The following is a 15,131-nucleotide window of genomic DNA, read 5'->3' on the forward strand; positions in this document are numbered from 1 at the left end:
CAATCATACTGTATAGCTGAACAAGGGAAGGGCCAACAGGCCCTTCTCTTGTGTTCAGTAAAAGGAGGGGCGCTGGAATGACTGAATATATGATACGCCGAACACTGCAATCCGTCCTTGTACTATTTTTAATTTCGATTCTTACGTTCCTCATGATTCACGCCGCACCCGGCGGACCTACGAAGATATTTTTAGCCCCCGGCTTATCACCGGAAGCTGGAGCGATACAAGCCCATAACTTGGGGCTCGACCGTCCCATCTTTGTACAATATACGATTTGGTTAGGTAATCTGCTTACGGGCGATCTCGGCTATACGTTTAAGAATCATATTCCGGTCGGCGACATTCTATGGCCAACCGTGCAAAACACAATGGTATTAATGGGCGCTGCATGGCTCTTCTCGCTCTTGATCGCAATTCCTTGGGGGATTTATAACAGTACAGCCGAATATGGACTTTCCGACCAGACGGCCAACTTCGTTTCCTATGTTGGATTCGCGATGCCGACGTTCTGGTTTGGCATTATATTGCAGGAGTATTTCTCACTCAAGCTTGATCTGCTGCCTTTATCGGATATGTATACCATGGGCAAAGAGGGCAACCTCGGCGACCTGTTCCTGCACCTGATTCTTCCGGTATCCGTGCTGACGCTCGGATTTCTGGCTGCGTACACGAAGTATTCGCGAGCAAGCATGCTGGAGGTATTGAACCAGGATTATATTCGTACCGCGCGCGCGAAAGGGCTGAAAGAGGGAAGGGTTATTTTTCGCCATGCCCTGCGCAATGCACTGATTCCGATCATTACGATTCTGGGTCTCGACCTGCCGATTCTGGTAGGCGGAGCCGCTCTAACAGAGCGTGTGTTCAACTGGCCGGGAATGGGACGCTTATTCGTAGATATGGCTGTGGCAAGGGAATACTCCGTGCTGATGTCCATCACGCTGATCGTATCCGTTATCGTCGTCGTCGGCAATTTGATTGCCGATATCTTATACGCCGTTGTTGATCCAAGGGTGCAATTAGGCTCTAAAGGAGGCGCGGCATCATGAGTAACGCAGTGCTTGAGAAGAAGTCGGCCTCCGGAACCCAAGCGGCCTTGGACAAACGTCCGGACGGACCGTGGAAGACCGCGTGGAAGAAGTTTCGCACAAACCCTTTTGCCGTGACAGGACTTGTGATCCTCTCTATATTTGTTATTGCCGCGCTGGGTGCAAGATGGTTTTCACCTTATGATCCTACGCGGATCGATATGATGTTTCCGAATTTGCCGGCAGGGACAGATGGTCATCTGCTCGGCACCGATGAGCTGGGCCGGGATATTTTCTCCAGATTGCTGCATAGCTCGCAGATCTCGCTTACGGTTGGTTTCTCCGTGGCTTTTGTATCCGTATTTATCGGTACGCTTGTCGGCGCGTTTGCCGGTTACTTCGGAGGCTGGGTAGATACGATTGCGATGCGTTTCGTTGACGTCATGAACTCGATTCCGACGTTGTTCCTGAACATTTTGATCTTGGCTATATTTGGTTCGAAGATTAGTTACATGATTCTGATTCTTGCTTTGACGAGCTGGATGGGCGTAGCCAGACTTGTCCGCGGCACGTACTTGCAGCTTCGCGAAATGCAGTATGTAGAAGCAGCTAAGGCTACGGGGGTTTCTGACCTTGGCATCATTTTCCGACACCTGCTTCGCAATGCTTCGGCACCGATTATCGTTACGGCAACACTCATGGTAGGCGGAGCGATTCTGAGTGAATCGGCCCTTTCCTACCTTGGACTCGGCGTTCAGACGCCGAATACAAGCTGGGGACTGATGCTGAGCAACGCGCAGGAATTTATGCTGACTGACCCGATTCAAGCGATTTATCCGGGGTTATGTATCTTGCTTGTCGTGCTGGCGGTTAATTTTATCGGCGATGGCATTCGCGATGGCTTGGATCCTAGGAAGACAACGATTCCTCGAAGGAGGCTGGACAGATGGCGGAAAAAATTCTCCAAATCCGGAATTTAACAACTGGCTTTCTGTCTGATAGAGGTTTAGCCAAGGCGACGGATCGTGTTTCGTTCGATTTGGAAAAAGGAAAAACGCTATGCGTCGTCGGCGAATCCGGCAGCGGCAAAAGCGTTACGGCCATGTCCGTCATGCGTCTCATCGATTATGCAGGCGGCTTGATTGTAGATGGCGAAGTGCTGTTTAACGGTCAAGATCTGGTGAAGAAGAAACAATCCGACATGCTCAAAATCCGCGGCAATTTGATTACGATGATCTTCCAAGATCCGATGTCTGCACTTAATCCGGTCTTTACGGTCGGTGACCAGATTTCAGAAGCGCTGCGTATTCATAAAGGCTTAAAGAAGAAGGAAGCTTGGCGGCAAAGCATCGAGATGCTGCGCCGCGTCGGCATTCCCGCACCGGAAATTCGCGCGAAGCAGTATCCGTATGAGATGTCCGGAGGCATGTGCCAGCGTGTCGTCATTGCCATGGCGCTCGCCTGCAACCCGGAGCTGCTGATTGCGGATGAGCCGACAACGGCGCTGGACGTGACGGTTCAGGCGCAGATTCTGGACTTGCTGCTCCAGTTGAAGAAAGAGTTCAATATGTCGATGCTGCTGATTACCCATGATATGGGCGTAGCAGCTGAGGTGGCAGACCGCATTGCGGTCATGTACGCGGGAACCGTAGTGGAAGAAGGAACGGTGAAGGAAATTTTCGATGGGCCTCGTCATCCGTATACGATTGGGCTGCTTAAATCCATTCCGGGCTTAGAAGGGGAACGGGGCGGCGATCTGTATACGATCAAAGGCTCGATTCCGCCGATCAGCCAGCTGCCGGAAGGCTGTCGTTTCCACCCGCGCTGTCCGTATGCCATGGATATTTGCCGTCATAAGGAGCCGGCGATGCAGACTTCACCATCGGGGCATAAGGCTGCATGCTGGCTTGATGATCATGATGGAGCAGATCCAAGGCCCGGCGCATTCAGCAGCCAAGAGCTGAAAGTGACAATTAAGAGCAAGCTGGAGGTGGCACATTCATGAGCGGCCAATATTTGATCGAAGCCTCCAATGTGAAGAAGTATTTCCCCATTAAGAGCGGATTGCTCAATCGTGTCGTAGGACAGGTTAAGGCGATCGATGATGTATCGTTCGGTATCCGTGCCGGAGAAACCTTCGGCCTCGTAGGCGAGTCCGGCTGCGGCAAGTCTACACTTGCCCGCGTATTGCTGAATCTGAAGCAAGCAACAGCCGGAGAAATTAAGTTCGAGGGCCGGAATATTCAAGAGGTAGGAACGAGCGAGCTTCGCAAGCTTCGGGAAGAGATGCAAATTATTTTCCAGGATCCGTTCGGTTCTTTGAACCCTCGGTTTCTTGTACGAGATCTGATTGGCGAGCCGCTCAAGGTTCACCGCAGAATGACGGCTAAGGAAATCGATGACCGCGTCGTGGAATTGATGGAGCTGGTCGGCTTGGATGCTTCACGCCGCAATCGGTACCCGCACGAGTTCTCCGGCGGTCAGCGGCAGCGGATCGGCATTGCCCGGGCAATAGCGCTCAATCCCAAATTCATCGTGGCCGACGAAGCGGTGTCGGCGCTGGACGTTTCCGTTCAGTCGCAGGTGCTCAATCTGATGGTGAAGCTGCAGAAGGAATTGGGTCTGACTTATCTGTTTATTGCGCACGGCCTTAACGTCGTCCGGCATATTTCCGATCGTGTAGGGGTTATGTATTTGGGCAAAATGGTCGAAGTAGGGCCGACAGAGGAACTGTTCGCCAAGCCGCTTCATCCCTATACGTCGGTGCTGCTGTCGGCCATTCCGCAGCCGACAACCGAGCGGAAGAAGGATCGCATCATATTGGAGGGAGATGTTCCGTCTCCGGCCAATCCGCCTTCGGGCTGCCGCTTCCACCCGCGCTGTCCGTTCGCGCAGGAACGGTGCAAGACAGAGGAGCCGGTGCTGCGCGTCGTCATGGATGAGCGGCAAGTAGCGTGTCACTATCCGCTGCATAGCTGATTTGTATAGAAGAAGCTGTCTCGAAAGTGTAGTAACACTTTTGGGGCAGCTTTTTTTTGTTCGTTTGGGAGGGGCAACGCAATTTGAGCAAAGGGAAGGCAAATACGAAGAGAGGTACTGGGTACCTCACTTGCGCTTGCAATGGTGGTTTTGGGAGAAAGAGAGGTACTGGGTACCTCGCATGTGGGTGAAAAGGTGGTTTGGTGTAAAAGAGAGGTACTGGGTACCTTTCATGAGTGAAAAGTAGCTCGTCCAGAGATCTAAATTGGCGGGAAATTCGGGGAAACGGGTGCAAGTAGCTAATCTCTTCAAGGTATCGTCGGGGATAACATTCTGCTCAACGAGCAGGTCACTTTAACGTCACTGGATCAGAGACAACATTACTTTTGAAGCAGCCTTGCGTTTATCATAGGTGCATTATGGAAAAAATTAACCTATTACTTACAAGGAGCCTGCCTATGGATGCATCTACTCAGTCACAACCGTTTTCCACCGTGCTGGCTGATAATAATGATTTGCTGCATGCTATTTACTCGGATTGCAAAGATGTGATGTTCCGCGAATTCTCGATAGGGGATACCACGGATGCATTTGTTGTATATATTGATGGATTAGTTAATGTAGAGCTGCTGGATCAGCATGTCATCAGGCCCTTGCTAGAGCTGCCGGCTGAGGCATCCGGCGACATGACGTCGGAGCGGCTTGCTTCTATTCTGACGTTGTCCCTTGTGCTGGAGCACGATGCATTGGAAGATGCCATCGCATGTTTATCCAATGGTTGCGGGCTGCTCGTCATTGATGGCATGAGACAGGGGATTTCAATTGGACTTGCCAAGTGGGAGAAGCGTTCCATCGAGGAGCCGGGAGCGGAAGCAGTCGTTCGTGGACCAAGGGAAGGGTTCACCGAGACGATTAGTGTCAATACGGCGATGATTCGCCGTAAAATCAAAACGCCTTCGCTCAAAATGGTTCCTTACTATCTCGGACGCCAAACCCGTACGGAGGTGCTCATCTCGTTTATCGAAGGCATCGCAGAGCCATCATTGATCGAAGAGGTGCGAGAGCGTATCGAGAGGATCGATATTGACGGCATATTAGAGAGCGGTTATATCGAAGGATTAATTGAAGACAATCCGTTCTCCCCTTTTCCGCAAATTCAAGTGACGGAGCGGCCGGATGTCGTGAGCGCATCCTTGCTCGAGGGGCGAGTCGCTATTCTCGTAGATGGTACACCGTTTGTGCTGATTGCCCCTGCAACACTGTTCACGATGCTGCAATCGCCGGAAGACTACTATCAGCGTTTCTTGATCGGTACGTTCATCCGGTGGCTGCGCTACCTATTCTTTATTATGACGCTCATCTTGCCGTCCCTCTACGTAGCGATTATGACGTTTCACCAAGAGATGGTTCCGACCTCGCTGCTGCTCAGCATCGCGAAATCCAGAGAGGATATTCCGTTCCCGGCGCTTGTGGAGGCTTTGCTCATGGAGGTCTCATTCGAGGCGCTCCGCGAAGCCGGCGTACGCTTGCCAAGACAAGTCGGCGCCGCTGTCAGTATCGTAGGCGCGCTTGTAATCGGACAAGCAGCGACTTCGGCCGGACTGGTATCCGCACCAATGGTCATGGTGGTTGCCATCACGGGTATCGCCTCATTCATGATGCCCCAGTACAGCAGCGGCATCGCGATTCGGATGCTGCGTTTCCCGATAATGGTTCTATCCGGCATGCTCGGTCTGCTTGGGCTCATGCTCGGTGTTATTGTGGTTGTCATCCATCTGTGTTCCCTGCGCTCTCTTGGGATCCCCTATCTGCAGCCACTCGCACCGATGAAAGGAAGCGAGATGAAGGATGTGCTTGTACGTGCACCAATTTGGATGATACGCAAGAGACCTTATGTGTCGAACAAGGCACCGAACAGAACGAGAGTGGCGGCAGGCCAGAAGCCGGGTCCACCCCAAGGGAATGAGTCGCCATGATGGAGAAAGGTCGAATTTCACCACTGCAGCTTTCCTATCTCTTGCATCCGTATATTCTGGCGACGTTAGTCTTAAGCGCACCGGCTATATCTATGGTCACAGCGGGCAGGGATATGTGGGCAACTCCGATCCTAGCAGGAGTATTCGCCTGCTTGATTGTCGTTCTTATGTTCGCCCTGCATCTCAGGTACCCGAATGAAACTTTTATCGAATATATTGAATCGATTCTCGGGCGTTTTCTGGGCAAAAGCTTAGCGCTGATCTATGTGGTATCGATTATTTATACCAACGCGATGGTGCTCCGCCAATACGGCGAATTTATTTCCACAACGTTTCTCATTCAGACGCCGATGATCGTGATCGTCATTTGTCTGATGATTGTTTGTGCATATGCCTTGTATATGGGGTTGGAGGCATGGACCCGTGCAGCTCAACTGCTCATTCCAATTGCGCTCGCCATTATCCTTGTGATGCTCATCATTATGATCCCGGATATGAGTTTGAAGGAAATGTACCCGGTTATGGAATACGGACCGTTTCCCTTGCTAAGAGGTTCGATTCTTCCTGCTTCGTGGTTCTCACAGTACTTTATTATCTCGACGTTCCTGCCTTACGTGACTAAGAATAAAGGCGATAAACTCAAATGGTCGTTGATCAGTGTGGCATCCGTCACGATTACAATGGTACTGATCAACCTTTCCATCCTGTTCATGTTCGGTAACTTAAGCAAAGCGTTCAACTATCCGTTTCTCGTCGCGGTTCGTTATATTTCATTATCGGACTTCTTGGAACATATCGAATCGTTGCTGATGGCAACGTGGTTGATCGGAATCTTTATTAAGGTGACCGTTAATTTCTATGGCTCTGTCCTGTGGACCGCCCAGTGGCTGAAGCTGCCGAATTATCGGACGATCATTGCGCCTATTGGGCTGCTCGTTATCCTCGTCAGCATATGGTGTGCGCCTAACTATCAAATGCTGCGTGTTACCTTGGGTACCAGCGTGCCTGTATACACCTTTCTCATGCAAATGCTCGTTCCTGCTTTGCTGCTCCTAATCGCGATCATCAAGGGGAGGAAAAGGCATGAAAGCTAAGTGGCGGTCTCGTTTACTCCCCCAAGTCATGTGCGTATGCGGGCTGTTTCTGCTTACCGGTTGTTGGGATCGAATCGAAATCAATGATCTTGCGCTGATTACGGGAGCAGCGATCGATAGGACGAGCAGTAACGAAGTCGATTTGTCCTTGCAAATCTATGTCCCCAGAGCTGCAGGCGGAGGCGGAGTGGGCATGGGAGATAAGGGCGGGAGCGGGACATCCAACACATTCGTGCTGACATCAACAGGGGTGAATATTGCCGATGCCCTATCCCATATGCAGGACAAGCTCTCGAGGAAACTGTTTTGGGGACATGCCGAAGTCATCATATTTGGTGAGGGAGCGGCTAAGTTAGGCATCCGTGACGATGTGGATTACCTCATGCGAGCACCGCAGCCAAGAGAGCGTGCCTATATTTATGTCTGTCGTAGTAAGGCGAAGAGTGTGCTCGCGATCCAGTCTACATTGGAGCGAGATACATCTGAGGTACTGCGGGAGCTCGCTAAGAGCAAAAGCACCATGAGCTTTACGCTGGCCGAGGTCTCCGAAATGCTGACTGAGAAGGCCGATGCTTTTGCGCTGCCGTGGTTAAGGGAGCTTAAGCCGCCTAATTCTTCGAACATCGGGTCGGCCCGCTATCAGAATGGAACGGCGATCTTCAAAAACGGCCGTATGGTGGGCCTTGTAGACGAACAAACAACGAGAGGCCTGCTATGGCTTCGCAATGAAATCGATTATGCGATCGTAACGGTCGTGCCGAAAGGAGAAGACGGGTCCGTATCCGTACAGATGCTGAGAAGCCAAACCAAGCTCATCCCGCATATCAGTGATGGGAAATGGAGTATGACGGTACGTATTCATTCGGAGAACGATACCCTGCAGAATGCGACCAGCATCAATTTGGCTTCAAGTGAAGCGGGCGTCAGGAAGGTGGAGCGTGCGCTTGAGCAGGACATGAAGAAGGAGATCGGAAATGCGCTTAGACGAATTCAATTGGGGATGCAGGCAGATGTATTTGACTTTGCAGGTGAATTTCACCGGGCTTATCCGCAAATATGGCAACGTACCGAGAATGACTGGGATGAGCAGTTTCCGAAAGTGGAGGTTAAGATTGAGCCTGATGCCGTTTTGCTGCGTCCGGGATTATCTAATGTAAGGGCAAGATCTAGCGATTAGGAGCGAAGGCTATGACTTGGAAATCCATTCCCGCGTTATTGACATGCAGTTTGATCGTGAGCGTTCTACAGTGGTACTGGGTACGCAATGCTCCGAGGAAAGAGCGAATTGCATATTTTGCATTATTGGCGATTGGCTTTGGGCTTGGCGTGCTGCTGTATGTTTATCCTCGGCTTCCGGGTCCTTCGGAGCTTCTGGAGCTGTGGTTTGGCCCGCTTGGCAGGCTGCTGATTGGCAGCGGGCAGGGACAATCATGAACGAGATGCGAATCGGCGGCAAGCAGCTGTTCTGGTTGATCGCGACCATGCAAGCAGGCATGACCATATTGCTAACGATTAATCCGGCTCTTGTAACCGCCAAGCAGGATGCGTGGCTGTCGATGGTGCTTGCAAGCGTCTTTAGCACATTTATTGCTTTTGTATGCGCGCGGCTCAGTCAGCTGTATCCCGGAAAAACCTTTGTGGAGTATGTGCTGCTCATTGTCGGCAAATGGGCAGGTCATCTGCTTATTTTCCTGTACTTCATTTACTGGTACAGCGTTCTCGCGATCATCTTACGCCAATATGCGGATTTTATTGCAGCTACGATATTGCCGAAAACGCCAATGATTGTTCCGATTATTGGTATGCTCTTTGTTGCGATCTATGTAGCGAGTGCCGGAATTGAAGTCATTGCACGCTGCAGCGAGGTGTTCGGGCCGCCTATCCTGCTTGGCATCTTCTTGCCGCTCGTCTTGAGCTCCAAAGGCTTTAATTGGAATCATATACTTCCTGTGTATACCGATACGGGCATTAAAACGATCTTGAAGGGCTCACTCCCGACGACGACCTTCTTAGGCGATTGCATCATTCTCATCATGCTGTTTGCCTTCGTTTCGAATCCGAAATCGGGCACAAAACCGGCTATGCTTGGCGTAGGGACGGCAGGGCTGCTGACGTCCCTCTCGACCTTTCTGATAGTGGGAGTCATTGGTTATGGCGCCGGAGCGGGGCTGACCTTTCCGTTCTTCAATCTAATCCGCTACATGACGTATTTTGATTTTCTCCAAAATCTGGACTCGCTCGTCATCGCCATCTGGATCATTAGTGTGTTTATTAAAGTCTCGCTCTATTTCTTCGTCAGCACCTATGGGACCGCCCAGTGGCTGGGGGTGAAGAAGTGGAAGCGGCTCATGTGGGGGGTAGCGCCTTTCGTGATGCTGCTCTCCTTTATTCCCAAAGATTTCATCGAGAGCTCGGTCTATTTCCCGCAGAAAATCGCCATTCCATACCTCCTTCCGGTTCATTGTGTAGGTGTGCCGCTTCTGCTGTGGGGCATTGCTAAGCTAAGGTTAAGGGGCCGCAGCGCCGAAGGCAGAAAATAACTATTGCGGACAGGGGAGCAAACGAGCGATACTTGTTCTATACAATCATAGACGGACGACTATATTCCCTCCCGCAGCCGCGTCAGAGGGAATTTTAATGTTTATGGAATGGAAGGGACATTTCGGAAATGGCAGGAACGATGGATTTTTTCGCTAGAAAGAAAGAAGAGCTTGGCGTTGCGCTTAATGAGGTGCAGAAGCAGGCGGTTATGCACACCGAAGGTGCGCTGCTGCTGCTGGCTTCGCCCGGATCAGGGAAGACGACGACAATTATTATGCGAATCGGCTACTTAATTGAAGTGAAACGTGTCCATCCCTCGCGTATTAAGGCGGTTACGTTCAGTAAAGCCTCTGCGCAGGATATGAAGGACCGGTTTAGTCGGTTTTTCCCGGAGATGCCCTCCGGCAGCGTCGATTTCTCTACCATACATAGTCTCGCATTCGAAGTCATGCGGGAATATTTGCGCCGCTCGCAAACTTCCTTTCAAATTATAGAAGGCGCAGTAGAGATAGAAGTCGGCGAGGGGGAAACGGAGCAAACCGGCGGTTTCGATGACAATAATCCTCCCCTTCATAAGAAGCTGATCCTTCGGGATATTTACCGGAAGGTTCGGGGCGACAACATCACGGAAGAGCAGATGGAAGAGCTCACAACCTATATTAGTTTCATTAAGAACAAGCTGGTTCCCGAAGCGGAATGGGCGAGTGTGAAATGCGATGTTCCGGATGCTGCTCTGCTATTGAAGGAATACGAAGCGTTCAAACGTACGCGAAGCGACAAGCTGCTCGTGGATTATGACGATATGCTCGTCATCGCGAACCGCGCGCTGGAGCAAAGCAATGAGCTCCTATGGAAGTACCAGAACAAATTCGACTATGTGCTGACGGATGAAAGCCAGGATACTTCCTTGGTACAGCATGCCATTATTGAGAAGCTGGTGCGCAGACATGGCTGCCTGTGCGTCGTCGCCGATGACGATCAGAGCATCTATACCTGGCGGGCGGCGGAACCGCAGTATTTGCTCGATTTCAAAGAGGTATATCCGGACGCCGCGATACTGAAAATGGAGCAGAACTACCGTTCCTCGCGAAATATCGTCAGCATCGCCAACCGATTCATTAAACGTAACCGCAACCGTTATGATAAAGAGATGTTTACCCGCAACCCCAGCAACAGGCCGATTCAAATCAAGAGTTTGGCCGATTACAAGGTGCAGGCTAAGTATGTCGGAGACAAGGTGGCGCTGATCGAGAATTTAAGCGAGACAGCCGTATTGTATCGGAACAATTCATCGTCGATCTCGCTCATGAATGAGTTTGACCGCAGAGGCATTCCGTTCTATATGAAGGATGGCGACAATCGTTTCTTCTCCCACTGGATTCTGGAGGACATCCTGAATTTCATGCGAATGGCCTACACGGACAAGCGACCGGATTTGCTGGAGAAGATTCATACGAAGCTGAACGGTTATATTACCAAAACGCAAATGGCAGCGCTTAGCCAAATTCAGAATAACGAGTCCGTCTTCGACAACTTGATTCGATTCGTGCCGCTGCAGGACTACCAGCCGAAGCAGCTGCAGGATTGCAAAGATACGTTTGTTTCGCTGAAGGAGACAGCTCCCCAGTCGGCGATTCGTACGATCCGGTACAAGCTGGGGTACGAGAAGGCGTTGGAGAAAATGTGCGAGCGGCTCGGCTTCCGCAAAGAGAATCTGATCGGCATCCTTAATACGCTTGAGGATATTGCGGTGGGACTGGAGACGCTGGAGGATTTCGCGAACCGGCTCAAGTATCTGGAAGCGGTCATGAAGGCTTCCAAACGCAACAAGAACGCCAACGCCGTTACGTTCTCCACGCTGCACAGCGCCAAGGGCTTGGAGTTTGAGCGCGTATATATCATTGATCTGATCGACGGCATCCTGCCGTCTAACGATGATATGAAGAAAGTGGAAGGCGAAATTTCGCCGGAAATGGAAGAAGCGGTTCGGTTGTTCTACGTCGGCATGACGCGGGCGAAGCAGCAGCTTGTGCTGCTGAGCTATGGACAGCGGGACGGGGAAGAGGTGAAGGAGTCCCAATTTGTGACGGCCGTTCGTAATCTCCAGACGCCTCCGGGTGCAGAACAGACGGGGACGGCATCGGCGGAAATTGCGGCAACCCGTGCGGGTGGTGAGCAGAGGAAGTCTGCTGCCGGATCGCGCAAATCTGCCGGAACGGTGACGGTTACAAGCTCAGCGAAGTCGTTCGTACCGCCGAATCCGAAAGCGCTGAAGAACGTTGCTTCGTTGCAGCCGGGTCAGCAGCTGAAGCACCGCGTGTTTGGCAACGGGAAGCTGATAGCGGTTGGAGCGGAATTTATCGAAATTCGATTTACGACCGGCGTTCGTAAATTGTCGGTTGCCGCTTGTCTCGAAATGGGGCTTCTTGAGCTGCACTAGTTGTCTTCTTTTTTGGACGGTCTCCGCATAAGCTAGCTTGGAATGGAGATGTGCAAGACCGTCCACGAAGGAGGCCGTCGCATGCGCAAATGGGGAAGACGGGGCTGGCGAAGCAGCGGCAGGCGGCGCCGTTCGTCCGGAAAGCCTAGGAAGAAGATAAGCAGACGCAAGCTGCTCGTCTTCCTGATGCTGCTGTTTATACTGTTCTTCGCGCAGACGTTTATCTTCATTGAACGCAATCTGCAAGGCCCGCTCATGACCGTCGCTACCCTGCGCGTGAAGCAGGTGGCTACGCAATCCATCAACAAAGCGATTACGGAACAGGTCGCCGGGAACTCCAATGCGGATAAGCTGATTGATTGGAAAACGAATGCCAGCGGCAAAATTTCCGGCTTCATGCTCAACTATGCCGAGCATATGCGGATTACGTCCGAGACGATCGATACTGTGCAAACAACGCTGAACAAGATGGGCGATATTCCGGAGCGGATTCCCCTTGGCCAAGCGCTGGGCAGCGCGATTATCGCTTCTTTCGGTCCGCGTATACCCGTGAAATTCGAGCCGATCGGAGCGGTGAAGGTCGATCTGAGCACGCGGCAGAAGGATGCCGGGATCAATATGATTTTGGTTGAGGTTTACATGCACATTGTGGCCGAGGTTTCGATCATTATCCCGTTCGATACGAAGCCGGAGCTCGTGGAGACCGAAATTCCGATTTCGTATTTGCTCGTAGTTGGCGATGTGCCGATGTACTATTACGATAACAAAGGCAATCCCGTCGGTGATTCGGCGCCAGGAGCTCCGAATATTTCACTGCCGATGGAGCAAAGCGGGGATGGTGTGTCCACTACGACGGAGACGCATGACGCTGAGGGGAATAGCGGCGGTAATGCTGATGTGCCGTCGCTTGCGCCTGCAGACGAACCTTAAACAAAGAGCGCTAATCAAGGCTAAAGGCCTGTGATTAGCGCTCTTTGTTTACTTTCTGCGTAATCTGCGCCGCTCTTCTCGCTCCCATTGCCTTAGCATTGGATAGGGATCGAACGACCACTCCACTAACCCTCTGTCGCGGTATACCCCGTAATGCAGGTGCGGAGGGAATTTCCCTTGCGTTCCGGGCTTGCCATATCCGGAGCTGCCCACCCATCCTACAACTTGGCCGGGCTTTACGACGCTGCCAACGGCTAATGTCTTGTCATAGCCGGACAGATGCGCATAATAATGATAGTAATTATTGAGGTCGCGGATGCCAAGACGCCAGCCGCCATAAGGGTTCCAGCCTTTTACCTCAATAATGCCGTAGCAGGTGCTGCGAACCGGAACACCATGATTTGCGAAAATATCTGTTCCTTCATGAATCCGGTAGCCTCCCCAGCTGCGGCGGGTACCCCAAGTTCCTTTGTAGGAATAATTAGTTCCGACTGGGACGGGAAAAGCATGCTCGAACAAATCCAGCTTGCCGTATGTAGCATACAGACGCGCAAACTGGCGGATGCGTTGTACCGCCCTGGTATTGTGGTAATACTGCCACACACCAATGGAAAAATCATCCTCTTCTGTGCCAAATTGCATGAAATGATTGGCTACAGAATACAGTAAATCTGTGTCATTCGTGCGTATCGCACGCCCGTCTCCGTCCCCATCTACACCAAGTCCGCTGAACCACCGAATGGAGGCAGGCGACTCATCCGACATATCGGGGTTGAGTACGCCGGCCCAAGCACTCTCGGTCATAAAGATACCGATATATTGGCCCAGCTGAGCCCTCGTCTTGGGCCGGGCTCTTGTCATGGTTCGCTCGTATTGATCGACTGCGGCCAGACGGTACCAGGGAATACGGGTTACGATGCTAATTTCATCGTACAGCTCTCTTCGTTTGGCGAAAGCATCGTCTTTGGGCGCCGTGTCCTTCGCACCTGCGTAAGCAGCGGTGCCTGGCGGAAGCCCTGCCATCACCAACATCACCAAGAATAGGCGTATTACAAATGATCTCAGATGTATCAGCCTCCACACGCGCCAACTAGCAAAACTTTCATTTTAGGTTTCGGTCGAATGTCTGAAATGGGTGCAATTGGTTTGAACTGCCCTGCTGTTATGATTTGCAAATCATTGGTTTTTATCCGAAACGTGCTATAATAAGACGCAGAGATTACAGAAAGCAGGTACACCTCCCATGAAGACAAAGCTCACCGAAAGAGCGCCGAAGCCGGATTGGCTTCGTATTAAATTAGCGACAGGCGGCAACTATGCCGAAATTAAAGAGATGATGCGCACCAAAACTTTGCATACTGTATGTGAGGAAGCGCGTTGTCCGAATATTTATGAATGTTGGGCGAATCGGACGGCCACGTTCATGATTCTAGGCGATATATGTACACGTGCATGCCGATTCTGTGCAGTGAAGACAGGCTTGCCGACCGAGCTCGATTTGCAAGAGCCGGAACGCGTAGCGGAAGCCGCCGAGCAGATGGGCTTGAAACACTGCGTTGTGACTTCGGTTGCTCGTGATGATCTGGCTGACGGCGGCGCGATGATTTTCGTCGAGACGATCAAAGCCATCCGCAAGAGATTGCCGTTCTGCAGCGTAGAAGTGCTTATTCCGGATTTTATGGGCAATTGGGATGCACTGCAAGCGGTTATGGATGCGAATCCGGATATTCTCAACCACAATATTGAAACCGTTGCTCGGCTTTCCAACCGCGTACGCGCGAAAGCGAAGTATGCTCGTTCGATGGAGCTGCTGAAGCGCGCCAAAGAAATGAAGCCGAATATTCCTACGAAGTCCAGCATCATGCTTGGCGTCGGCGAGGAATGGGATGAAATTTTGCAGGCAATGGATGATCTGCGTGCGGTGGATTGCAACATATTGACCCTGGGCCAATATTTGCAGCCTTCACCGAACCACTTGCCGATTGAGCGATATGTGCATCCAGACGAATTCGCGAAGCTTAAAGAAGAAGGACTTAAACGCGGCTTCAGCCATGTGGAATCGGCACCGCTCGTACGCAGCTCGTATCACGCGCATGAGCAAGTGAAATCCGCAGCACAGGCCGAGCCTGCATCCCTGTGAGAA

General features: G+C 51.5%; 13 protein-coding genes. 12 read left to right on the forward strand and 1 reads right to left on the reverse strand.

Features of this window, described 5'->3' with window-relative positions:
* The first annotated feature begins 77 nt into the window (after positions 1-77).
* From AC0YNS_RS11475 to yunB, 11 genes are all read left to right on the forward strand, one after another.
* Positions 78-1,049 (forward strand): ABC transporter permease, encoded by a 972-nt coding sequence (locus AC0YNS_RS11475; protein ID WP_091212472.1) that lies wholly within the window; start codon positions 78-80, stop codon positions 1,047-1,049.
* A complete protein-coding gene (locus tag AC0YNS_RS11480) occupies positions 1,046-2,008 on the forward strand; it encodes an ABC transporter permease (protein ID WP_475781130.1) in 963 nt (320 codons plus the stop codon). Before AC0YNS_RS11475 ends, AC0YNS_RS11480 begins: the two co-directional genes overlap by 4 nt.
* Complete coding sequence (locus tag AC0YNS_RS11485; protein WP_475781131.1) at positions 1,975-3,033, forward strand: ABC transporter ATP-binding protein; 1,059 nt, start codon at positions 1,975-1,977, stop codon at positions 3,031-3,033. Before AC0YNS_RS11480 ends, AC0YNS_RS11485 begins: the two co-directional genes overlap by 34 nt.
* Entirely contained in the window at positions 3,030-4,007 is a 978-nt protein-coding gene (locus AC0YNS_RS11490) for an ABC transporter ATP-binding protein (protein ID WP_475781132.1), read from the forward strand. The genes AC0YNS_RS11485 and AC0YNS_RS11490 overlap by 4 nt, the downstream gene beginning before the upstream one ends.
* A gap of 458 nt (positions 4,008-4,465) precedes the next feature.
* Positions 4,466-5,983: a spore germination protein gene (locus tag AC0YNS_RS11495; RefSeq protein ID WP_475781133.1), complete on the forward strand. Its 1,518-nt coding sequence runs from the start codon at positions 4,466-4,468 to the stop codon at positions 5,981-5,983.
* The gene (locus AC0YNS_RS11500) at positions 5,980-7,077 is read left to right on the forward strand and encodes a GerAB/ArcD/ProY family transporter (RefSeq protein WP_475781134.1); all 1,098 of its coding nucleotides are present in this window, start codon (positions 5,980-5,982) and stop codon (positions 7,075-7,077) included. Before AC0YNS_RS11495 ends, AC0YNS_RS11500 begins: the two co-directional genes overlap by 4 nt.
* Positions 7,067-8,254 (forward strand): Ger(x)C family spore germination protein, encoded by a 1,188-nt coding sequence (locus AC0YNS_RS11505; RefSeq protein ID WP_475781135.1) that lies wholly within the window; start codon positions 7,067-7,069, stop codon positions 8,252-8,254. The genes AC0YNS_RS11500 and AC0YNS_RS11505 overlap by 11 nt, the downstream gene beginning before the upstream one ends.
* Before the next feature lie 11 nt (positions 8,255-8,265).
* A complete protein-coding gene (locus tag AC0YNS_RS11510) occupies positions 8,266-8,511 on the forward strand; it encodes a hypothetical protein (RefSeq protein WP_475781136.1) in 246 nt (81 codons plus the stop codon).
* Complete coding sequence (locus AC0YNS_RS11515) at positions 8,508-9,617, forward strand: GerAB/ArcD/ProY family transporter (RefSeq protein ID WP_475781137.1); 1,110 nt, start codon at positions 8,508-8,510, stop codon at positions 9,615-9,617. Before AC0YNS_RS11510 ends, AC0YNS_RS11515 begins: the two co-directional genes overlap by 4 nt.
* A gap of 128 nt (positions 9,618-9,745) precedes the next feature.
* Positions 9,746-12,058 (forward strand): ATP-dependent helicase, encoded by a 2,313-nt coding sequence (locus AC0YNS_RS11520; protein ID WP_475781138.1) that lies wholly within the window; start codon positions 9,746-9,748, stop codon positions 12,056-12,058.
* 81 nt (positions 12,059-12,139) lie between these two features.
* The gene (yunB, locus tag AC0YNS_RS11525) at positions 12,140-12,988 is read left to right on the forward strand and encodes a sporulation protein YunB (RefSeq protein ID WP_475781139.1); all 849 of its coding nucleotides are present in this window, start codon (positions 12,140-12,142) and stop codon (positions 12,986-12,988) included.
* Positions 12,989-13,036: 48 nt separating this feature from the next.
* Here yunB and AC0YNS_RS11530 read toward each other — a convergent pair whose 3' ends face one another.
* Complete coding sequence (locus tag AC0YNS_RS11530; protein WP_475781140.1) at positions 13,037-14,011, reverse strand: M23 family metallopeptidase; 975 nt, start codon at positions 14,009-14,011, stop codon at positions 13,037-13,039.
* A 220-nt stretch (positions 14,012-14,231) separates the two neighbouring features.
* On the opposite strand from AC0YNS_RS11530, the gene lipA reads away from it, so the two are divergent.
* On the forward strand, positions 14,232-15,128 hold the full coding sequence (gene lipA, locus AC0YNS_RS11535; protein ID WP_210662457.1) for a lipoyl synthase: 897 nt from the start codon (positions 14,232-14,234) through the stop codon (positions 15,126-15,128).
* The last annotated feature ends 3 nt before the right edge of the window (positions 15,129-15,131 follow it).

The organism is Paenibacillus sp. J22FR21 (assembly GCF_056269135.1).